Raw genomic sequence first — 21,582 nt, 5'->3', positions numbered from 1 at the left:
TTCCTGGTCTGTCCTGCTTTTGCGCTCCTTCGCAGCCGAGCCAAAACCACTGTTCTAAGCCTTTCTTAAGGCGGATGTGGGATGACGAGGCCTAGCGTTGGGCCGACGATATGGGCAGAACAAAAACCGAAAACATCCCAGCGGATGTTTATATCCAGTTTGTGCGGTCGTTGTTCGACAACGCTCACATGCTGGTGATTGGCGGCGTGTGCTACTGGATCCTCGGATTCATGATCTATTTGCGCACGCACAATCCGTTGTTCTTGGCTTTCTCTTTTGCCCTGCTGTCTATCTGCCTTTTCCGCTATTTCGGCATTCGCCGCTTCCGGAAGGCGGGCGGTGTGATAGCCGACGTCCAGGAGGCGCAGCGGTGGGAGCGCAACTACATCCTCAAGGGCAGCCTGCAGGGCCTCGGGCTGGGCGCGCTGTGCTTCATATCTATCTATGTTTATCCCGACCCCTTTGCCGAACTTGCCGCGACGTCGCTGGCCATCGCAACGTTGGTGACGGTTGTTGGCCGGAACTACGGATCTCCGCTCATGGTGCGGATTTTTTCCGTGACCTTCATTGGTCCTGCAGCACTTGCACTGTTGCTGCGCATGGATGTCCCCTCGGTTGTCCTCGGGTTGATGATCATTCCGTTGACTTTCGTCACGATCAACAGCGCCGACCACGTTCGCGACGTGCTTTTCTCGGCGGTCATCGGCCACAAGGAAGCGAGGAAGCTCGCGCTCAGATTCGATCGCGCACTCAACACGATGTCGCACGGCCTCGTCATGCTCGGCCCCAACGGCCGCGTGGCGGTGGCCAATGCCGAAGCTGCCCATCTGATGTCGCTCAAGTCCGGGGATGCGCTGCTTGGTCGGTCGATCCATGGTCTGTTGATGCGAGGTGTCGCCGGCGGCATGCTGGCGCCAAAGGATTGCCGCTATATCGAGGCTCAGCTGACTCGCGCCCTGCGCGAGGGCCGCGACCGCAAGGTGCTCGTTTCCCTCGCCAACGGCCAGCACTATGAATTTTCGGCACGCGAAGGCAGCCAGGAACTGGGCGTCATCACCTTCGAGGACGTCACCGCCCGCGTCGAGGCGGAAGACAAGATCCGTTTCATGGCGCGCTTTGACAATCTTACCGGCCTGCCCAACCGTGCCTATTTCCACGAACTGGTCGGCGAGGCCATGGCGTCCGGCGATCGCGACCGGCTCTGCGGCCTGGCGGTGCTCGACCTCGACGATTTCAAGAGCGTCAACGACACGCTTGGCCATCCGATCGGTGACGGGTTGATCTATGCCGTTGCCGAGCGGCTTGCCGCCATTGCCGGGCAAGGCATCACGGTCAGCCGTTTTGGCGGCGACGAGTTCATGATCTTCTTCGACCGCGTCGAGGATGAGAGCCATCTGACCAGCCAGCTCGACGAGATTTTCGCCGGCCTGCAAGGAGAAGTCGACGTCGCCGGTCACGGGCTGCGCATCCAGACCAGTGGCGGCGCGGTGCTGTCGCATGTCAAGGATACCGATGCCGATGCCATGATCGTTAAAGCGGACCTGGCGCTCTACAAGGCCAAGGAGTTCGGCAAGAACGGCTGGCGGCTGTTCGAGGCGGCAATGGACGCCGCGTTCCGCAACCGTCAGTTGATGAAGGCGGATCTGCGCAGCGCGGTGGAAAGCAAGGAATTGCGAGTGGTCTACCAGCCGATCGTGGCAATGAACACGATGCGCATCGCGAGTTGCGAGGCGCTGTGCCGCTGGGACCATCCCGATCTCGGGCCGATTTCGCCCAGCATCTTCATTCCGCTGGCCGAGGAAATGGGCATCATTTCCGAGATCAGCACCTTCGTGCTGCAGGCAGCCTGTACCGAATGCGCCAAATGGCCCGACCAGACCAGCGTCTCGGTCAATCTCTCCGCCAAGGATTTCCGCAGCCGCGATGTCATCCAGAAGGTTCGCGATGCGCTGGCGAATTCCGGCCTCGCCGCTGGCCGGCTGGAAATCGAGGTCACCGAAACGGCGCTGCTCGACGACAAGTCGCTGACACGCCAGTACATCGAGGAATTGAAGCAGATTGGCGTGCGCATCGCGCTCGATGATTTCGGCACCGGCTATTCGAGCCTGAGCTATCTGCATAAGTTGCCGCTCGACAAGATCAAAATCGACCGCTCGTTCCTGATCGACGTCACCCAGAACCCGCGTTCGCTTGAGTTGCTCAAGGGCATCGTCAACCTGTCGCGGCCGCTGGGACTTTCCGTCACCGTCGAAGGCGTAGAGACCTTCGAGCAGCTCAAGATCCTGGCCATGCAGGTCAAACCCGATCTCGTGCAAGGCTTCCTGTTCGGTGCCGCGCTCAGTGCGTCGGGTATCGAGACGATGTCGAATGTCACTTGGCCTTTCGCCGCTGACCTGCGTCTCGCTGGCAAACGGACAGCCAGTTAGCGCCGTGATCGACAGCCCAAGCGTTGGCCTGGCTCACGCACCTGTGTTGATGGAGGTGCGATGTCTTGGAGGCAATGATCCACATCCTTCTCGCAGCGCATTCCTCACCAAAAGACATTCTCAAGTGGGCGCTCACCTGTTAAGGTTAACACAAGGTAAATCAACAACATCTAAATTTCAGCTTGTGTCTCATTTTCACTCGAATAGCTTATCCGTAGGTGGAATTTCGAGGACAGATGATGGATGCTGCAAGGGCTGCAAGGAAAGCCTCCGGCGCGGTCAGCGCAGCCGGCGATTCGGTGCTGAATCGATCGATTATGCAACTGCTGGAGCATGTCGATTATCGCCTCGTTACCGGGGGCGAGGATTTGGAGGCGATTTACCGGCTTCGCTATAAATCCTATCTGCGCTCAGGCATGTGCGGCCCAATCGCCAGTGGGATGTTCGAGGATCGCTGGGACAATCTGCCCAATTCCTACCGGTTCGGTGTCTATTGCTATGGCGAATTGGTCAGCACGATCCGCTTCCATTATATTTCCAGCGAGCACCCGGATTCGCCCTCCGTCGATGCCTATCCGGAAATACTGATCGAGCGACTTGCCCGCGGAGAAACCTTCATCGACGGAACCCGCTTCGCAGCCGATCCTGACGGTGCGCCGGCGCCCGGAGTGCTGCCTTTCCTGACACTCAGGCTTGCCATGGTGGCCTCGCGCTACTTTGGCCAGAACTCGGTGCTTACGCCGGTCAAGATCGAGCATTCCAATTTTTATGCCCGCTACTTCAATGCCGTGCAAAGGACTGAGGGGAAAGTATTTCCGGGCGTTCTTGCCCCGATCGCGCTGTTCGAAATTCCCGCCGGCGAGAATATGCGACTGACCCTCGAACGGTTCCCATTCTTCAGGTCGACGCCGATGGAACAGCGGCTGATGTTTGCCAATCCGGCCATCAACCGACTGACACCCCTGTCGATTGTTCCAACAGCGAAATATTATCGCGACGCCGCCTGAGCTTCCGTATTTTGCGGAGCCTCCGGAGCTTTCCGGCCGGATAGGCGTTCTGATTATGGCGGCGCGTTGACGTTCCGCGCCTCCATGTCGACAGATATGCCAGAAGGAACCCGACATGACCATTTCCACGCTTGCGCTCACCCCGCTCATCTCGCTGATCGCCGGCGTGCTGATCCTCGTCATGCCAAGGCTGTTGAACTACATCGTCGCGCTCTATCTGATCGTCGTCGGACTGCTTGGGCTTTTCCCGCATCTTGCCGGTTGAGGCAGCGCAAGCGCCCGCCTCGACGCTTTCGAAGTATCTTTCCACATCAGGCGGCCGGACCCAGTGTCGAGCGCGGCGTCACGTCGGCAGCCGGCTTCAAGTTTCCTTTGAGGCAGTTGTCGGCTGCGATGCGGCAATAGCGCCATTGCTCTCGGCCCGGCTTTTCGCTATGTGCCTGAAAGATGTCTTCGAAGGGGTATTCCTATGGCTGATCACTCGCCGACCGGTCCTGTCGAACTGGGCGCGAAGATGGACTATGCCGAGCATGACCGCACCTATGCGGGCTTCCTCATGCTGGCCAAATACGGATCGCTTTTCTGCGGCGCCCTGCTTCTGGCGATGGCCTTCGGCTTCTTCGCGGGCGGCTTCTTCTCGGCGACCATCCTGTTCGTTCTGATTCTGGCCGCCGGCGCCTTTATCCTCCGATAGATTTTCCGACACCTTGTCCACGGCGCCGCCGCGAGGCCGGCCGGCGTCTTGCGGGAACGAGCTTCCGGCCGAAAGGATCATGCGGTGGGACAGACGGTTTTCATCCCTCGTGAACTCGATGCCAATGAGCCGCGCGTCGCGGCCTCGCCCGATACCGTGAAACGGCTGGCGGCGCTGGGCTTCGAAATCGTCGTCGAGACCGGTGCCGGCACGCGGTCGCGCATCCCCGACGAGGAATTCGCTAAAGCCGGTGCCGCCATCGGCAAGGCTTCCGATATCGCCAAGGCCGATGTGGTGCTGAAAGTGCGCCGGCCTGGGGATGCCGAGCTGAAAAGCTACAAGCCGGGCACTGCGGTCATCGCCATCATGGATCCCTATGGCAATGATGCCGCTGTAGCAGCCCTGGCCAAGGCCGGCGTCACTGCCTTTTCGATGGAATTCATGCCGCGCATCACCCGCGCCCAGTCGATGGACGTGCTCTCCAGCCAAGCCAATCTCGCCGGCTATCAGGCGGTGATCGACGGCGCTTCGGAATATGACCGGGCGCTGCCGATGATGATGACCGCGGCCGGCACGGTGCCGGCGGCGAAAGTCTTCATCATGGGTGTCGGCGTTGCCGGCCTGCAGGCGATCGCCACCGCGCGCCGGCTTGGCGCGGTCGTCACCGCCACCGACGTTCGCCCCGCCGCCAAGGAACAGGTCGCCTCGCTCGGCGCAAAGTTCCTCGCGGTCGAGGACGAGGAATTCAAGGCCGCCGAAACGGCCGGCGGCTACGCCAAGGAAATGTCTAGGGAATACCAGGCCAAGCAGGCGGCACTCACGGCCGAGCATATCGCCAAGCAGGACATCGTCATCACCACGGCGCTGATCCCCGGCCGGCCGGCGCCGAAGCTGGTGTCGGCGGCGATGGTCGCCTCGATGAAGCCGGGTTCGGTGCTCGTCGATCTGGCGGTCGAGCGCGGCGGCAACGTCGAGGGCGCTGTGTCAGGTCAGGTCGTCACCACGGCCAACAACGTCAAGATCGTCGGTCACCTCAATGTACCCGGCCGCATCGCGGCGTCGGCCTCGCTGCTTTACGCCAGGAACCTGTTCGCCTTCCTCGAGACGCTGGTCGACAAGACGACGAAGACGCTTGCCATCAATCGCGATGACGATCTGGTCAAGGCGACGATGCTGACCGATGGCGGCAAGATCGTGCACCCTGCTTTCGTCAAGGCCGACCAGCCGCCTCATGTCGAGCCGGCTGCGATCCCGGCCAAAACCATGGTCGCCGACGCTTCGGCCAAGCCGAAGAAGGCCGCTCCCAAGAAACCGGCCACACCCAAGTCGCCCTCGTCGAAGTCGAAAGGCATTGCGTGATGGATCAGACCCTGCAGAAAGCCCTCGACCAGCTCGACCAGGCCTCCGCCGCCGTTCGGCTGGCGGTGCAGAATATGGCGCCCGCGCCCGGCGGCGCCGAGGCGGCGGGTGATGCCGCGCACGCTTTGTCCGGCGGCGCCATCGATCCCTTCGTTTTCCGTTTCGCCATCTTCGTGCTGGCGATCTTCGTCGGCTATTATGTCGTCTGGTCGGTGACCCCCGCTTTGCACACGCCGCTGATGGCCGTCACCAACGCCATCTCCTCGGTCATCGTCGTCGGCGCATTGCTTGCCGTCGGCATCGCGGCCTCCGGCATCGCCGCGGGCTTCGGCTTCGTCGCCTTGATGCTGGTCTCGGTCAACATCTTCGGCGGCTTCCTCGTCACCCAGCGCATGCTGGCCATGTACAAGAAGAAGGACAAGTAGAGCGCCATGAACGCCAACTTCGCGTCCTTCCTCTATCTGGTTTCCGGCGTCCTGTTCATCATGGCGCTGCGCGGGCTGTCGCACCCGACCACCAGCCGCCAGGGCAATCTCTACGGCATGATCGGCATGGGCATCGCCATCGCCACCACATTGGCGCTGGCAACCCCGTCGGCGGGCCGCTTCGGCCTGATCGTGCTCGGTCTTGCCATTGGCGGCAGCGTCGGCGCCGTCACCGCGCGCCGCATCGCCATGACCTCGATGCCGCAGCTGGTCGCCGCCTTCCACTCGCTGGTCGGCCTCGCCGCCGTCATGGTGGCTGCCGCCGCCATCTATGCCCCGGAAAGCTTCGGCATCGGCACGGATGGCGACATTCATGCCCAGGCCCTGATCGAGATGAGCCTTGGCGTCGCCATCGGCGCCATCACCTTCACTGGCTCGGTCATCGCCTTCCTCAAGCTCGACGGCCGCATGTCCGGCAAGCCGATCATGATCGGCGGCCGCCACTTCATCAACGCCGCCCTCGGCATCGCGCTGATCGTGCTGATCGTGCTTCTGGTCACTACGGAATCGAAGCTGGTGTTCTGGCTGATCGTCGCGGCGTCGCTGGTGCTCGGTATCCTGCTCATCATTCCGATCGGCGGCGCCGACATGCCGGTGGTCGTGTCGATGCTCAATTCGTATTCGGGTTGGGCGGCGGCCGCACTCGGCTTCACGCTCGGCAATCTGGCGCTGATCATCACCGGCGCGCTGGTCGGCTCGTCCGGCGCGATCCTGTCCTACATCATGTGCAAGGGCATGAACCGAAGCTTCATCTCGGTCATCCTCGGCGGCTTCGGCGGTGAAACCGCGGCAGCGGCGGACGATGGCATCGAGCGCACGGTCAAGCAGGGCTCGGCCGACGATGCCGCCTACCTGATGATGAACGCGCAGAAGGTGATCATCGTGCCCGGCTACGGCATGGCGGTCGCCCAGGCCCAGCACGCGCTGCGCGAAATGGCCGACAAGCTGAAAGCTAACGGCGTCGACGTGAAATACGCCATTCATCCCGTGGCGGGCCGCATGCCCGGCCACATGAACGTGCTGCTCGCCGAAGCCAACGTGCCTTACGACGAAGTGTTCGAGCTCGAGGACATCAACTCAGAGTTCGCGCAGGCCGACGTCGCCTATGTCATCGGCGCCAACGACGTCACCAACCCGTCCGCGCGCGACGACAAGAGCAGCCCTATCTACGGCATGCCGATCCTCGATGTTGACAAGGCGCGCACCTGCCTGTTCGTCAAGCGCTCGCTCGGTTCCGGCTATGCCGGCATCGACAACACGCTGTTCTACAAGGACGGCACCATGATGCTGCTCGGCGACGCCAAGAAGATGACCGAGGAAATCGTCAAGGCCATGGATCACTGATCGGCGATCGGCACTGAGATAAGCCAAGGAGCGCCCGGCCTCGTGCCGGGCTTTTTCTTGGCGCGTCGGCTGTTCGGGGCTACGATGATGAATTCCTGTCCCGTCGACGGGATTGTCGTCAACGGAGACGTTGGTGCCCGACCCCTTCGCATCGCCGCCCACCGGAAAAGCGCCGCGCAAGCCTGGCCAGGCGGTGGTGATCGTGCACGGCATGGGCGAACAGCGGCCGATGGATACGCTGCGCGGCTTTGTCCAGGCTGTCTGGAGCCATGACCCCGCCCGCGCGCCGTTTTATGCCCATGTCGCCGATCCGGCTGACCCCGCCGGCGCGAAGATCAACCAGAGCTGGATCACACCCGACAGCCGGACCAATTCATACGAACTTCGCCGCATCACCACGCCCTACGATATCGATGGCCGTCGCACCGATTTCTACGAGCTTTACTGGGCCGACATCACGCAGGGCACGACGCGGGGCCGGCTTGCCGCCTGGGTGACAAACCTGCTGTGGCGCAAGCCCGCCGACATTCCGCCCGACGCCCGCAAGCTCTACCTCGTCACGCTTCTTGCCGTCATCGTCGTCCTGTGCGCGGCGCTCGCGCTCGCGACGTCGGTTTGGCAGCAGTATATCTCCTTGGCCGCCGGCCTGCTCGTCACCATCCTGGCCTCGTTGATCATCTGGGCGGTGGATCGGTTCGGCCTTCCCTATTTCGGCGATGTCGCGGCCTATGTGCGCGCCGAAGCAGCGACGGTGGAGAAGCGCGCGCTGATCCGCGACCGGGGCCTGAGGCTGCTGAAACGTCTGATGATGGATGATAGTTACGACCGGATCGTGCTGGTGTCGCACAGCCTTGGATCGATGATCGCCTATGATCTCCTGCAGATATTGTGGGCCGATTTCAGGCCCCGAAAACTGGAGGCCATCCGCGACAAGACGAAACTGAAGGCGATCCGCGCCATCGACAAGGCGACGCTTGTTGCCGACGGTTCGGCGTGGCCCGACAGGCTGGATGATCTCGCCGGCTTCCGACGCGATCAATGGGAACTCTACCGGCAACTCCGAACCGCGGATGCCGACCATCCGCTGCCATGGAAGATCAGCGATTTCATCACGCTCGGCAGCCCGCTGACCCACAGTGAATTTCTGGTGACGCATGATCTTGCCGAATTCCGGCGCGGCGTTGCCGAACGGCTGTTCTCCACATGCCCGCCAATCGCCGAAGGGGCGTCGGCCGGAGGCACTGTGCTTTATCAGGAGGGACGCAGCCCTTCAGGCAAACCGCAGCGCGCCGTGCATCATGGCGCGGTGTTTGCCGCGACGCGGTGGACCAACATCTTCGACCGCGGCGATGGCTGGCTGACGGGAGATCCGATCTCCGGGCCGATGTCTGAGAATTTCGGCCCGGGCGTGGAGAATATCCAGGTCGAGTTGCGCAGCTCCCGCGGCCGCATCTTCACCCACACTCTGTACTGGTCGTTGACAGCGACCGGCGTCGAGGTCGCCGGTGCTCGGCCGCGCTCGCACCTTGCCGTGCTGCGCGACGCTGTCGACCTCGGTCGTAAACTGGAGCCGAGCCAGGCGAAAGCGCCGGCGAGCCGGCAAGCGTAGAAACCGATCGGGGCTCAGATATCCAGATTGGCGACCGACAGCGCGTTGTCCTGGATGAATTCGCGCCTCGGTTCGACCTCGTCGCCCATCAGTCGCGAGAACAGACTATCCGCGTCCGTCGCGTCATTGACCTTGACCTGCAGCAGCGAGCGCACATTCGGGTCGAGCGTGGTTTCCCACAGCTGTTCTGCGTTCATTTCGCCCAGACCCTTGTAGCGCTGCATGGTCAGGCCCTTGCGGCCGGTCGCAAAGACGGCGTTGAGCAGCGCCAGCGGCCCCGAGATGGTTTCGGAGACATCCTTGCGGCGCAGCACCGGTGGCGTCCCGTAGACCTCGCTGAGGCGCTGTGCGTAGCGGTCGAGCTGGCGAGCATCGGCCGAATTGATCAGCGCAAGATCGAGATGCGCGTATTCCTTGACGCTGCGCACCGTGCGCTCGAACACATAGCCGCCGACGCCTTCGTTCGAGGTCGACATGCGGCCGGTCCAGCCGCGCTCGGTATCCTCGGCGATGATGTCGAGGCGTTTAGCGATCCGCTCGGCCATGGCGTTGGCGCGGCCGAGATCGGTGAAGACGTCCGGGTTGAGCCCGCCGGCGATCGCGGCCTGTTCGACCACGCCTCTGCTGTAGCGGGTGTGCAGGCCGTTGATCAGCTGGCGCACGGCCAGCGCGTCGTCGATGGCCCCGCGCAGGTCCTGCCCGGTGCGAACCTCGCCGGAGCCGAGCGTAAGCGACGCTTCTTCCAGCCCCGAACCGATCAGGAACTCCTCGAAGGCGCTCTCGTCCTTGATGTATTGCGAGCTCTTGCCGCGCGTCACTTTGTAGAGCGGCGGCTGGGCGATGTAGAGATGGCCGCGCTCGATCAACTCCGGCATCTGCCGGAAGAAGAAGGTGAGCAGCAAGGTGCGGATGTGGGCGCCGTCGACGTCGGCGTCGGTCATCAGAATGATCTTGTGGTAGCGCAATTTGTCGGCGTTGAACTCGTCCTTGCCGATCGAGGTGCCGAGCGCGGTGATCAGCGTGCCGATCATGTCGGAACCGAGCATGCGGTCGAAGCGCGCCCGCTCGACATTGAGGATCTTGCCGCGCAAGGGCAGGATCGCCTGGTTTTGGCGCGAACGCCCACCCTTGGCCGAGCCGCCGGCGGAATCGCCCTCGACGATGAAGATTTCGGATTTCGCCGGGTCGCGTTCCTGGCAGTCGGCCAGCTTGCCGGGCAGGGAAGTGACGCCGAGCGAGCTCTTGCGGGTGATGTCGCGCGCCTTGCGCGCCGCTTCGCGCGCCGCAGCTGCCTGGATTACCTTGTCGACGACCACCTTGCCCTCTGCCGGATGCTCCTCCAGCCAGGTGCCGAGCGCTTCGTTGACCAAGCCTTCGACGACGGGGCGGACCTCCGACGAAACCAGCTTGTCCTTGGTCTGCGAGGAGAACTTCGGATCGGGAACCTTGACAGACAGCACCGCAGTCAGGCCTTCGCGGCAATCGTCACCGATCAGCGAGACCTTTTCCTTCTTGGTCAGGCCAGAGGATTCGCCGTAGCCCGTGATTTGACGCGTCAGCGCGCCGCGAAAACCGGCCAGATGGGTGCCGCCATCGCGCTGCGGGATGTTGTTGGTGAAGGCCAGCACGTTCTCGTGGTAGCTGTCGTTCCACCACATCGCCACTTCGACGGTTATGCCGTCGCGCTCGGCTTTGATGGCGATCGGCTTGTCGATCAGCGGTTTCTTGACCCGATCGAGATATTTGACGAATTCTTCCAGCCCGCCATCATAGTGCAACTCATGGCGCACGACGTCGGCATGACGGGCGTCGGTCAGCACGATGCGCACGCCGGAATTGAGGAAGGCGAGCTCGCGCAACCGGTGTTCCAGCGTGCCGAAATCGAACTCGACCATGGTGAAGGTCTCGGACGACGGGAAAAAGCTGATCTCGCTGCCGCTGCGCCCTTCATAGGTACCGGGCTGCTTGTCCTGCTCATAGCTGCCGGTGGCCTTCAGCGGCGCGTCGGCATTGCCATGTGTGAAGCTCATCTCGAAGATCTGGCCATTGCGGCGGATTTTCAACTTCAGCCACGCCGAAAGCGCATTGACCACCGAGACGCCGACGCCATGCAGGCCGCCCGACACCTTGTAGGAATTCTGGTCGAACTTGCCGCCGGCATGCAGCTGCGTCATGATCACTTCAGCCGCGGAAATGCCTTCTCCGGTGTGGATATCGGTCGGAATGCCGCGGCCATTGTCGATCACGGTGACCGAACCATCGGGGTTGAGCGTCACGGTGACGAGGTCGGCGTGGCCGGCCAGCGCCTCGTCGATGGCGTTGTCGACCACCTCATAGACCATGTGATGCAGGCCGGAACCGTCGTCGGTGTCGCCGATATACATGCCGGGGCGTTTGCGCACGGCATCCAACCCCTTCAAAACCTTGATGGAATCGGCGCCGTATTCGGCTTCAGCGCCGGTGGTATTGTCGATATGATCGCTCATGAAAACCTGTTGTCTGGATGCCGCTCGCACGGCGCGAAAAATCGGCCCCGAATCGCGCCTCTAATATGGACTAGATATAGGCGCTAAAGGCGGTTTTTCCAAGGTTTGCAAGCATCCCCCGGGGAATGAGACGGCTGTCCATGACACGCTCTCGCCAGGCCTTATCTGGCTTTGGCCAGCCGGTCCCTGAGAAACTTGATCATGAACTTGTATCGCGGCGCCAGCCGCCCGGTCCGATCAAGTTCCAGCGTCATGTCGAGCGCTTGGGAAAGCACGGCCTTGGGGTTCTTGGCGACCTGAGCGTAATCGATCATGGCCACCACAAGGTCGCGCTGCCAGGTGGCATTGTTCGGGTCGGACTGGGCAAGCTGCTGGCGGATGTCGAGGCTATCCTGAAAGGCCTGCCGCGCGCCCTTGAAGTCGCGCTGCTTGCCCTTGAGCGTGCCGATTTCGGACAGCGTGATCGACAGGTCGCGCTGCCAGTCGGCATTGGCAGGATCGAGCTTCGCCAGCCGGTCGGCGATGACGAAACTGTCGGTGTAGGCCTTGAGCGCGCCCGCCCGGTCGCCTTGTATTTCCAGAATGCCGGCGACCTTTTCGAGGCTGACGGAGAGGTCGCGCTGCCAATCCGTGTTGTTCGGGTCGTTGGCCGCCAGCACGCGGGCCAGTTCGAGAGCTTGCCTGTAGGCCGACAGCGCATCCGGCCATTTCTCCTGGTCGCTCAGCGCATTGCCGATCTTGGCATTGCCGACAGACAGGTCGCGCGTCAGCTCGCTGTTGTCCGGGTCGCGGTCCACCAATCGTTCGACGATCGCCTGGCTTGCCCGATAGGCCGCGAGTGCGCCCACCGCATCGCTCCGCTCGCGCTTGAGGTCGCCGATCGTCGTATGGCTGACCGAGACATCGCGCTGCCGCTCGGCATCCTGCGGCTTCTTGTCGGCCAGCGCCAATCGGACCTTCAGGCTCTCTTCATAGGCCGCCTGGGCGTTGTCCAACTGGCCGGCAGTGCGCGCCAAAGCGCCGATCTCGTCATAGCTGATGGTCAGGTCGCGCTGCAGCTCGGCGCGCTCGGGGTCGTTGTCGGCAAGCTGCTTCTTGATCGACAGACTTTCCTGGTAGACCTGCGAGGCTCCAGCCAGATCGCCTTGCGTCACCAGCACATTGCCGATCTTGTCGTCGGCCATGGCGAAGTCACCGAACCATGGCAGATGATCGGGCTCGGCCGCGGTCAAATCCCGGAGCATGGTTCTGGCGGCCTGATAATTCTCGAGCGCCTCCGGCAGGTCGCCCTGCACCAGCCTGATGTTGCCGAGCTTGATGTGGCTGACGGCGAAATCGCGCCTCACGCTCGGATCGGTTTCTTGGGCCGAACGCAGCTCGAGATTGGATACCAGCGCTGCAAAGGCGCGGCCTGCCGCATCGGTGTTGCCGATAAGGGTGTAGAGCTTGCCGAGGTCGTCCAGCGTCCGGATCTGGCGGTCGGCGTCGTCCAGCGTCAGCGAGGTCTGTCCGGCCTCGCCGTAAAGGGCCAGCACCGATTCATAGTCCTTGATGGCCGTGGCGTAGTCGAGATCGGCGCGTGCCGCACCGCCGGACAGAAAACGCGTCGCCGCCTCGGACAGCGTGCGGCTGACGAAATTGGCCTTCAAGGCGTTGCGCGAAACATTGTCGATGTCGGCGGCCCTTGCGAGGATGGCGCGCGCGCCATCGAAGGCGCCGAGCGATAGCTGCTCCTCGGCCTGCCGGCGCAGTTCCGTCACTTGCGGATCGTCGGAGGCGAGCGTCCTCATTTCGCTGCGGACCTTGACGAAGGCGTCGGCCGCTTCGTGCAGCCGGGCGTTCAGGCTGTCCGCCGACAAATGGCTGCTGTCGGAGCTGATCAGCGCGCCATAGAGCGGCGCCAGTGGCATGTCGGCATCGCTGGCGATCTGCTCGACCTCGCCGCGCATCTCCGGCGTCACATCGGCCATGGCGAGCAGCAGGCGTTCACGCTCCGGCAGCTGTTCCTTGGCCGCTGCGGCAAAGAACAGTTTTGGCAGGCCGCTCTCGACATAGGGCAGCTGTTTGCCACGTGACAGGTCATAGACCTCCTGCTGCACCAGCGTCAGCACCGAGCGGATCTCGAGCCCGTCGGTGCCGAGATATTTGGTCAGCGCTGTCGTGAACGGCGAATTCTGGCCGGTGCCGTCGGCAGCCGTCTCACCGGGTGCGGCTGAAAAGGCGAACAGGATGTTTTCGGCGCGGCCAATCCGGCCGAGACCCGGCCGGGCTTTCTCCGCGACATCCTTTGCCAGCGATGTCGCACCTCGACCTTCGCTCATCGTGCCCGAAAACGGATCGCTGCGGCAGGCGTCGAGCATGATCAGGCCGACCCTGGCAGTGGCGGCTCCGGTGTCGCGCACCTCTTCCAGCGGCAGGCTGGTCTCCTCCAGCGCTTCGAGCGAGGAGGCGTCGGCGTCGATGGGCAGCAGCCGGTTGTCGCCGGAGATTTCGACGCCGTGGCCGGAGAAATAGACCAGCGCAACGTCGGCGCCCTTGGCATCCTCGCGAAAATCGTCGAGCGCGCGGCGCATGCGCCGCAGATCGCGATTCGTTTCGAGAACGACCTCAAAGCCGAGCTTCTTCAACGCCGCTCCCATCGCCTCGCCGTCATGGACCGGATTGGCGAGTGGTCGGACCAGGCGGTAGTCGTCATCGGCGATGACCAGAGCCACGCGCCGTTCCGCCACCGCGGTGGCGGTGGTCATCAGCATCAGCAGCAAGGCAAATAGCAAGCGCAAGTCGAACTGCCCCCCGGCTCGTTCATTTGCGCGAACATTCCACCTCTTTATGGCATGAGCAAGCCGGGCTTTTGGTGGAAAGCCGGCGCGTTCAGGCAGCCCGCATCGACTTCAACGCCTCGCTCCAGCGCGACAACTCGTCGAGCATGGTTTTGGCTCCACCCTGCACCTGCTCGCTGGCGTTGAAAGCGCCTTTCTCGTCGAGCAGTTTCTGATACATCGGCAGCGCGACACCTTCCGGGATCGGCATGACGCCCACCGAGGTCAGCAGTAGCTTGAGCGCCTGCGCCGCGCGCAAACCGCCGGATACGCCGCCATAGCTGAAAATGCCGGCGGGCTTGTATTTCCATTCGCGCAGCAGATAGTCGATCGCGTTGACGATCGCCGGCGCCACGAAATAATTATATTCCGGCGCCACGAACACGAAGGCATCGGCGGCATCGATTGCCTTGGACCAGGCCTTGGTATGGTCGTTCTGGTATTTGCCAAGCCTTGGATGGTGCGGCTCGTCCAGCACCGGCAGATTGAACGCCGCGATGTCGGTCAGCACCGGCTCGAATTTTCCATGCTCGCGCGCGAACCTCTCCAGCCACTCGGCGAAAACCGGTCCGGCGCGGCCTGGCCGCGTGCTGCCGATGATGATGTTCAACTGGTGCTTCAAGGCTGGCTCCTTCGTTGGCAGTATCTGTTGGTGACCGTGACCTACGGCAGGCCATGGCCGCGGACAAGGCGACACCGCCAGGAGGCGGTCACAATTGTCTGAACGGGCTGTCTGCCGCACGTCCCCGGTCGCATGGTTCGTGCCTGCCGTTCGGTCACATGGACGCCCGGATCGCCAGCCACTACATTAAGGTGTCAGCGGAGCAGCCCATGGACATCCAGCCCGCCCCCTTCGTTCCCCCGGCGCCGAAGCCGCGCACAACGCCGCCCTCGACGCTGGAGATGATCCGCATCGTCTACCGCAACCCGCTCGAACTGTGGGGAGAGCATACCTACAACCAGCCCTGGATTTCGGCGAGTGGCGTTGGTGGACATCTCATCGTTGCCAACGATCCCGGCCTGATCCGCCATGTGCTGGTCGACAACGCCAAGAATTACAAGATGGCGACTGTGCGCCAGAAAATCCTGCGGCCGATCCTGCGCGATGGCCTGCTGACCGCAGAGGGCGAGGTCTGGAAACGATCGCGCAAGGCGATGGCGCCGGTGTTCACGCCGCGCCACATCTTCGGCTTCGCCCAGCCGATGCTCAGGCGCACGCGGGAGTTCGTCACCCGCTACGAAGAGGGCGGCATATCAGACATTGCCCATGACATGACGCTGCTCACTTACGACATCCTGGCCGAAACGCTGTTTTCCGGCGAGATATCAGGCGAGCCGGGCAGTTTCGGCAACGAGATCGACCGTCTGTTCGAGACCATGGGCCGCGTCGACCCGCTCGACCTGTTGCGCGCGCCCGACTGGCTGCCTCGCCTGACCCGCATCCGCGGCCGCAAGACCATGGCCTATTTCCGCAAGATCGTCACCGACACGGTCAAGATGCGCGAAGAGAAATTCAAGCGTGATCCCGATGCCGTGCCGCAGGATTTCCTGACGCTGCTGCTCAAGGCCGAAGGCCCCGAAGGGCTGACGCGGGCCGAGGTCGAGGACAACATCATCACCTTCATCGGCGCCGGTCATGAAACCACGGCGCGCGCGCTTGGCTGGACGCTCTATTGCCTTGCGGAATCCCCGTGGGAGCGCAACCGGGTCGAGCAGGAGATCGACCAGGTGCTGGCGCGCGAGCCCGATCCGACGAAGTGGCTCGATGCCATGCCGCTGACGCGCGCTGCCTTTGACGAGGCACTCCGGCTCTATCCGCCGGCGCCGTCGATCAACCGTGAGCCGATCGAACCGGAAATGTGGAAGGATCTCTATATCCCGAAACACGCCGCCGTGCTGGTGATGCCTTGGGTCGTCCATCGCCACCGGAAACTGTGGGACAGGCCGGATGCCTTCCTGCCGGAGCGCTTCCACCCGGGAAATCGCGAAAAGATCGACCGCTTCCAGTATCTGCCGTTTGGCGCGGGCCCTCGCGTCTGCATCGGCGCCAGCTTCGCCATGCAGGAGGCGATTATCGCGCTAGCCATCATCCTGTCGCGCTTCCGCTTCGACACTACCGCTGAAACGAAACCCTGGCCGGTGCAGAAGCTGACCACGCAACCACAAGGTGGTTTGCCGATGCAGGTCACGCCTCGATAGGCGTGACACCTTCAAGCTGTGGTAATGAAAATTAAGCTGCGGGTTTGCGCTGCTGGAACTGACCGGCGGCGCGGAAGCGCCAGAGGTAGCTGGGCAGGATCGTCGCGATCGATTGCGGCTGGATGCCGAGCCCGGCGAGTGTCCGGTTGGCCTTGGCGGCCTCATTCGACACGATGTTGTGCTCGCGCAGCTGTATCACCTGGTCCTTGGTCAGCAGCGGATTGGGCAAGAGGCCGAGGATCGAGGCCTGGATGTTGGCCACCCACCACGGCACCGGCACCAGCAGGCGCTTTCGCTCGATCACGTCGAGCAGTTCTTCCATGCACTCCTTGAAGGTGAGCACCTTGGGCCCGCCGAGTTCGTAGATCTGGCCGCCATCGACCTTGCCGTCGACCGAGCGCGCCACCGCTTCGGCAACGTCGCCGACATAGACTGGCTGGAACTTGGTCTGGCCGCCGCCGATTAGCGGCAGCACCGGCGAATAGCGCGCCATGTTGGCGAAGCGGTTGAAGAAGGCGTCCTCGGGCCCGAAATTGATCGACGGCCGGAAGATCACGGCGTCCTTGATCGTCTCCAGAACCGCCTTTTCGCCGAGCGCCTTGGTGCGCGCATAGTTCGATCCGGAGTTCAGATCGGCACCAAGTGCCGAAATATGGGTAAGGCCGGCGCCGACGGCGCGCGCTGCCTCGGCCACGGCGCGGGCGCCGAACTCGTGCACGGAGGAGAATTTCTGCCGGCCGCTCTCATGCAGGACGGCGACCAGATTGACGACATGGTCGGCACCCTGCACAGCGCGGTCGACCGACCAGCGCACGCGCACATTGGCCTGCACTGGTTGGATCTGGCCGACATTGCCAAGTGGCTGCAAATGGCCGGCAAGATCGGGCCGCCGGCAGGCGACGCGGATGCGATAGCCGCGCTTGGCCAGTGCGCGCACGACATGGCGGCCGACAAAGCCTGACCCGCCAAAGACGACGACGAGCTTTGGGGTCTGCAGGATTTCGGTCATGGCTGGCTCCGGCGCTCGCAAGCTTGGCTGAAGCCGTTTCATAATCGGTTTCGCGCCAAAGGCAAAGGGTGACGCGTCGTCGCTGCCGCCCTTGTTTTCAGAGCAATTCCAACCTTGTCAGAACGCCTTGCCGATGCGGGCGTCGACCGAATGGCGGTTGCCGCCGCGAATGACGCAGAACAGCAGGATCGCCGCCCACAGCAGCGACTTTTCAGCGCCCGAAAAACCCTGGTCCATGGTCACCCAGTGGAACCAGACCGTGACCAGCAGCACGAACAGGCCGGCAAAGGCGGCCGGCCGCGTCAAAAACCCGATGGCGATGAAAATGCCGCCGAAGAATTCGGTGCAGGCCAGAAGCAACGACCATAAGGCGCCCGGATAAAAGCCGAGGCCTTCGACCATCTCGGCGGCGCCGAAAGGATTGGTGATCTTCTGCGAGCCATGGATGGCGAGAAATGCACCGGCAACGACTCGAAGAACGGTTTCCGCGCCATCGTGCAAGGCTGCGCAAAACCTGCCAAGGGCTGGGATGACAAGGCTGTTGCGGGGATTGTCCGTGCTTGCCGACATTATGGCTCCTCTGTTTGCTCAATCAGCGCAAACGGCCGATCAGGTCGGATGAAGTCAAATAAACAAAAGTTGACCTAAATAAGAAAGTTTCAGCATTGCGCAGGCGAAACGCAGAAAACCCCGCCGAAGCGGGGTTTTCCGGGTGACATCCATGCGAAGTCAGGGGCCGACGGAGCGGCCTGACCTGAGACGGTATCAGGAGGGCGTGAAGCAAGTACGCCCACCCCAGCCCTGAACATCCGACATGGTGCCGCCGACCTTCTTGCAGGCCGCGACAAAATCGGCGCTGCAGTTGGCGAATTTTGCATGGCCGTTCTTGCAGTAATGATCCTCGGTGGCGCCGCCGTTCGGGGCGGTGATGACGCCAGGGCTGGACGGCTTGACCGGCGCGGCCTTCAGGCTGGCTGCCTGCGTGGCGCCCATGAACGAGCCAAGAAGAAGGACGGCGGTCAGCATGGTGATCTTGGTGTTGGTCATGACAATTTCCTTTTGATTTGGGTTGAGTTTTCCGAGGCGCAAAGGATGATCCTTTGCGTGAAACAGGCTTCGCTTTTCGGTTTGCTGCTTCCCTCGGTGTGGATCGGGCAAGCTCGCCTTGCCCTGGACAAAGGTGGGTCGCAGCAGGGCGCGGAAAGGTTCAGCGGCGCGCAAAGAAAATCGCGCCGCGCCGCGCCTCAGACGGGCAGATCTGAGATAACTATCTGATGTCTAACGGTTTATTCAGGAAGAATAGCGGGCGGCGAATTCGGAGATGCGCTGCACTACGGCCTTGGACGCGGTGATGCCCCGCGCTTGCGCCTTCTCGGCGGCTTCGGCGCGGGCACGGCCGGGCACATGCACGCCGAAGCGCCGCCGCAGCCGGTCGAGCTGGTCCTTCATCCGCTGCTCGAAATCCGGATCGAGCAGCTTGGGCTCGACTGCAAGCACGAACAGCCCCGTGCCGGGGCTGTCCGGTCCGCCGCTGAACCACGGCGCGTCGAGCGACCAGTTGGCACCTGACAGGCCCGCCGCCAGCACTTCGACCATCAGCGCGATGTTGGCGCCGCGCTGGCCGCCGAAGGCAAGCATGGCACCCTTCATGGCGGCGGCAGGATCGGTGGTCGGGTTGCCGCTGGCGTCCAGCGCCCAGCCTTCGGGGATTGTCTTGCCGTCCTCGGCCGCCTTGCGGATATTGACGAAAGCGGTGGCGCTCGACGACTGGTCGATGACCAGCGGCGCGCCGTCGGCAGCGGGCGCGGCGAACGACATCGGGTTGGTGCAGTAGACCGGCTTGACGGAGCCCGAGCCAGCAAGCACGGCCGGCCCATTGGTGGCGGCGAACGACACCAGCCCTTGTGCTGCCAGCCGGCCGGTGAAATAGCCGAGCGCGCCGCACGTATAGGCGTTTTTCTGCGAGAAGATGGCGACGCCGAACAGTCTTGCCGCCTTGGCGAGGTCGTCGATGGTGCGGTCGAAGCCGGTATGCGCCAGCCCGCCGCGCGCATCGGAGAGGTAGATCGCCAACGCCGGCCGGGTGATCACCGGATCTGCGTTGCCGTCGATGCGTCCGGCTTCCAGCGCCTCGAGGTAATCGATGAAATGCGAAAACCCGACGGAGGAAAGCCCTTCCGACTCGGCGGCGATGATCGAAGCGGTGAGCGATTGTGCCGCTTCCTCATTGGCGCCGGCGCCAAGTGCCGCCATCCGGCACAGTCCTTTTGCCTGGTCGAGACTGAGTTGCATCACAATGAGTTCCTGGGCGAATAGCGAACAGCGAGTAGCGGAAATAGCGGAAATATCGAGTGCTTACTATTCGCTATTCGCTAACTCACTAGCCGATCTTGTTCGGGATGCGCGCTTCGATCTTGCTGAAGGCGAAGACCAGAATACCGGTGATCGTCATGTAGATCAGCGCCAGCAGCAGCAAGGGTTCGTAGGTGAGGTAGGTATCCTGCCGCACCTTGGACGAAACGGCGAAGATGTCGATGACGCTGATCGTCGCCACCAGCGGTGTCGACTTCAATTGCAGCACGGTCTCGCCGGTCAGCGTCGGCAGCGCACGGTAGATGGCTTGTGGCAGCCAGATGCGCCGGAATGCCTTCCAGCGGCTCATGCCGAAGGCTCGGGCGGCTTCGAGTTGCCCCTTCGGCACGCCGGCAAAGGCGCCGCGCATCACTTCACCTTCGTAACCGGCGAAAGACAAGGTCAACGCCAGCACGCCATAGGGCCATGCTTGCCGCAGATACGGCCACATCCAGGATCCACGGATCCACGGATATTGCGGGAACAGCGAACCCAGGCCGTAATAGAGCAGCCACAGCTGGATCAGCAGCGGCGTGCCCCGGATCACCGTGCAGAACACCTTGGCGGGCGCGGCGAACCAGAAGGAGCCTGTGGCCTGCGCCAGCCCGAGCGGCACGGCGAGCAGGAAGCCCAGCACACAGGTGACAGCCAGGATCCACAGCGAGCGCCAGATGCCAATCAAGCCCATTTCATAATATTGCGGCAGCCAGTCCCAGCGCATGAAAAAGGCCGCCGACAGAACCAGGCCGAGTGCGATCAGGATCAGCACGATGCGGTGCGGCTGCAGCCACAGCGACGTTCGCGCGACGACGTTGATGATGGCCGCCTCGTTAGCCATCAGCGCGCCTCCTTCAGCGAAGGCATGCCACGCCGCGACCAGGCCTCGACCCGGCCGATGAGGAGGTTCGAGAACAGTGACAACAGCAGATAGAGCACGCCCGCGGCGAAAAAGAAGGTGAAATAGGCCTTTGTGACGCCCGCGGCCTGCCGCGTTGCCAGCGCCAGTTCGTAGAAACCGACGACCGCCAGCAGCGCGGTGTCCTTGGTGGCGATCAGCCAGAGATTGGCGAGGCCCGGTATGGCGAAGGGCAGCATTGCCGGCAAGGTGATGCGCCGCAAAAGCAGGCCGGGAGACATTCCATAGGCGCGAGCGGCTTCAATTTGGCCCTGCGGAATGGCCAGGATCGCGCCGCGTATCACCTCGGTCGAATAGGCGCCCTGGACAAAGCCGAGCACGGCGATGCCGGCGGCGAGGCCGCTGACGTCGACGCGCTGATAGCCCATGGCCGTCAGCGCCTGATTGATCAGGTCGGTACCGGCATAATAGAGCAGCAGGATCAGCACCAGTTCGGGCACGGCGCGCACGATGGTGGTGTAGACCGCCAGCAGATCGCGCACCACCGGACCGCCATAGAGCTTGCCATAGGCACCGCCGGTGCCGATCAAGAGACCGAGGCATGTAGCGCCCAGCGCGATCTCGATCGAATGGAGCAGTCCAACCAAAAGAGTCCCGCCCCAGCCCGGCGGGTAGGGCGAGAGAAGTTCGGTGATGCCGGCCGCGGAGGCCGAAAGAAGTGCGTCGATCAGCGTTGCCCCCGAAGTGCTGGCTCTAACCGCCGACGGCTACGTCGGCGGCAAACATGCCTGGGAAAGATCGGGCAGGAGGGGCATGGCGGTGACGCCCTGCCCCGCGGCTCATGGGAGGATTGTCAGTTAGACTTCGCCGCGCCCCCGCCGTAAATGTGAAAATAGAAGTACTTCGTAGATATATCGTGGTATTTTCCGTTTGCGCG

Annotated in this window: 18 protein-coding genes; 9 read left to right on the top strand and 9 right to left on the bottom strand. The window is 62.8% G+C overall.

The genetic code is table 11. From position 1 onward, the window contains the following. The first annotated feature begins 110 nt into the window (after positions 1 to 110). From NKJ06_RS10755 to NKJ06_RS10720, 8 genes are all read left to right on the top strand, one after another. Positions 111 to 2,426, top strand: a complete 2,316-nt coding sequence (locus NKJ06_RS10755) for a putative bifunctional diguanylate cyclase/phosphodiesterase (protein ID WP_352628233.1) — start codon at positions 111 to 113, stop codon at positions 2,424 to 2,426. Between the two features lie 236 nt (positions 2,427 to 2,662). Beyond that, on the top strand, positions 2,663 to 3,433 hold the full coding sequence (locus NKJ06_RS10750; RefSeq protein WP_352628232.1) for an N-acyl amino acid synthase FeeM domain-containing protein: 771 nt from the start codon (positions 2,663 to 2,665) through the stop codon (positions 3,431 to 3,433). Positions 3,434 to 3,548: 115 nt separating this feature from the next. Further along, positions 3,549 to 3,698 carry a DUF3096 domain-containing protein gene (locus NKJ06_RS10745; protein WP_013528205.1) on the top strand — a complete coding sequence of 50 codons (150 nt, stop codon included), beginning with the start codon at positions 3,549 to 3,551 and terminating at the stop codon, positions 3,696 to 3,698. A 204-nt stretch (positions 3,699 to 3,902) separates the two neighbouring features. Further along, positions 3,903 to 4,127, top strand: a complete 225-nt coding sequence (locus NKJ06_RS10740) for an aa3-type cytochrome c oxidase subunit IV (RefSeq protein WP_352628231.1) — start codon at positions 3,903 to 3,905, stop codon at positions 4,125 to 4,127. Positions 4,128 to 4,211: 84 nt separating this feature from the next. Next, complete coding sequence (locus NKJ06_RS10735; RefSeq protein WP_352628230.1) at positions 4,212 to 5,486, top strand: Re/Si-specific NAD(P)(+) transhydrogenase subunit alpha; 1,275 nt, start codon at positions 4,212 to 4,214, stop codon at positions 5,484 to 5,486. Continuing rightward, positions 5,486 to 5,911: a proton-translocating transhydrogenase family protein gene (locus NKJ06_RS10730; RefSeq protein ID WP_502905605.1), complete on the top strand. Its 426-nt coding sequence runs from the start codon at positions 5,486 to 5,488 to the stop codon at positions 5,909 to 5,911. Before NKJ06_RS10735 ends, NKJ06_RS10730 begins: the two co-directional genes overlap by 1 nt. 6 nt (positions 5,912 to 5,917) lie before the next feature. After that, the gene (locus tag NKJ06_RS10725) at positions 5,918 to 7,315 is read left to right on the top strand and encodes an NAD(P)(+) transhydrogenase (Re/Si-specific) subunit beta (protein ID WP_352628228.1); all 1,398 of its coding nucleotides are present in this window, start codon (positions 5,918 to 5,920) and stop codon (positions 7,313 to 7,315) included. A gap of 133 nt (positions 7,316 to 7,448) precedes the next feature. After that, complete coding sequence (locus NKJ06_RS10720; RefSeq protein WP_352628227.1) at positions 7,449 to 8,924, top strand: hypothetical protein; 1,476 nt, start codon at positions 7,449 to 7,451, stop codon at positions 8,922 to 8,924. A 14-nt stretch (positions 8,925 to 8,938) separates the two neighbouring features. Here NKJ06_RS10720 and gyrB read toward each other — a convergent pair whose 3' ends face one another. The 3 genes from gyrB to NKJ06_RS10705 all read right to left on the bottom strand — a co-directional run bounded on the left by gyrB (position 8,939) and on the right by NKJ06_RS10705 (position 14,851). Continuing rightward, positions 8,939 to 11,410 (bottom strand): DNA topoisomerase (ATP-hydrolyzing) subunit B, encoded by a 2,472-nt coding sequence (gyrB, locus tag NKJ06_RS10715; RefSeq protein ID WP_352628226.1) that lies wholly within the window; start codon positions 11,408 to 11,410, stop codon positions 8,939 to 8,941. A 161-nt stretch (positions 11,411 to 11,571) separates the two neighbouring features. Beyond that, positions 11,572 to 14,190 (bottom strand): caspase family protein, encoded by a 2,619-nt coding sequence (locus NKJ06_RS10710; protein ID WP_352809758.1) that lies wholly within the window; start codon positions 14,188 to 14,190, stop codon positions 11,572 to 11,574. Positions 14,191 to 14,281: 91 nt separating this feature from the next. Beyond that, positions 14,282 to 14,851: an NADPH-dependent FMN reductase gene (locus NKJ06_RS10705; protein WP_352628224.1), complete on the bottom strand. Its 570-nt coding sequence runs from the start codon at positions 14,849 to 14,851 to the stop codon at positions 14,282 to 14,284. A 209-nt stretch (positions 14,852 to 15,060) separates the two neighbouring features. Here NKJ06_RS10705 and NKJ06_RS10700 point away from each other — a divergent pair, with 209 nt between their 5' ends. Further along, positions 15,061 to 16,428, top strand: coding sequence for a cytochrome P450 (locus NKJ06_RS10700; protein ID WP_352628223.1), 1,368 nt, complete (start codon positions 15,061 to 15,063; stop codon positions 16,426 to 16,428). 31 nt (positions 16,429 to 16,459) lie between these two features. On the opposite strand, the gene NKJ06_RS10695 is transcribed toward NKJ06_RS10700, so the two are convergent. From NKJ06_RS10695 to NKJ06_RS10670, 6 genes are all read right to left on the bottom strand, one after another. Continuing rightward, positions 16,460 to 17,437, bottom strand: coding sequence for a complex I NDUFA9 subunit family protein (locus tag NKJ06_RS10695; RefSeq protein WP_352628222.1), 978 nt, complete (start codon positions 17,435 to 17,437; stop codon positions 16,460 to 16,462). Between the two features lie 117 nt (positions 17,438 to 17,554). Continuing rightward, positions 17,555 to 18,007 carry a DoxX family protein gene (locus NKJ06_RS10690; protein ID WP_352628221.1) on the bottom strand — a complete coding sequence of 151 codons (453 nt, stop codon included), beginning with the start codon at positions 18,005 to 18,007 and terminating at the stop codon, positions 17,555 to 17,557. A 195-nt stretch (positions 18,008 to 18,202) separates the two neighbouring features. After that, positions 18,203 to 18,658, bottom strand: a complete 456-nt coding sequence (locus NKJ06_RS10685) for a hypothetical protein (RefSeq protein ID WP_352628220.1) — start codon at positions 18,656 to 18,658, stop codon at positions 18,203 to 18,205. Positions 18,659 to 18,727: 69 nt separating this feature from the next. After that, on the bottom strand, positions 18,728 to 19,729 hold the full coding sequence (locus NKJ06_RS10680; RefSeq protein WP_352628218.1) for an Ldh family oxidoreductase: 1,002 nt from the start codon (positions 19,727 to 19,729) through the stop codon (positions 18,728 to 18,730). Positions 19,730 to 19,817: 88 nt separating this feature from the next. Beyond that, the gene (locus tag NKJ06_RS10675) at positions 19,818 to 20,627 is read right to left on the bottom strand and encodes an ABC transporter permease (protein WP_352628217.1); all 810 of its coding nucleotides are present in this window, start codon (positions 20,625 to 20,627) and stop codon (positions 19,818 to 19,820) included. Continuing rightward, entirely contained in the window at positions 20,627 to 21,340 is a 714-nt protein-coding gene (locus NKJ06_RS10670) for an ABC transporter permease (protein WP_352628365.1), read from the bottom strand. The genes NKJ06_RS10675 and NKJ06_RS10670 overlap by 1 nt, the downstream gene beginning before the upstream one ends. Positions 21,341 to 21,582: the final 242 nt, after the last annotated feature.

Origin of the sequence: Mesorhizobium sp. M0293, from assembly GCF_040321735.1 — a bacterium.
Taxonomy (GTDB): Bacteria; Pseudomonadota; Alphaproteobacteria; order Rhizobiales; family Rhizobiaceae; genus Mesorhizobium.
The sequence above is the reverse complement of the archived record's forward strand: the minus strand, read 5'-3'. Positions and strand labels throughout refer to the sequence as shown.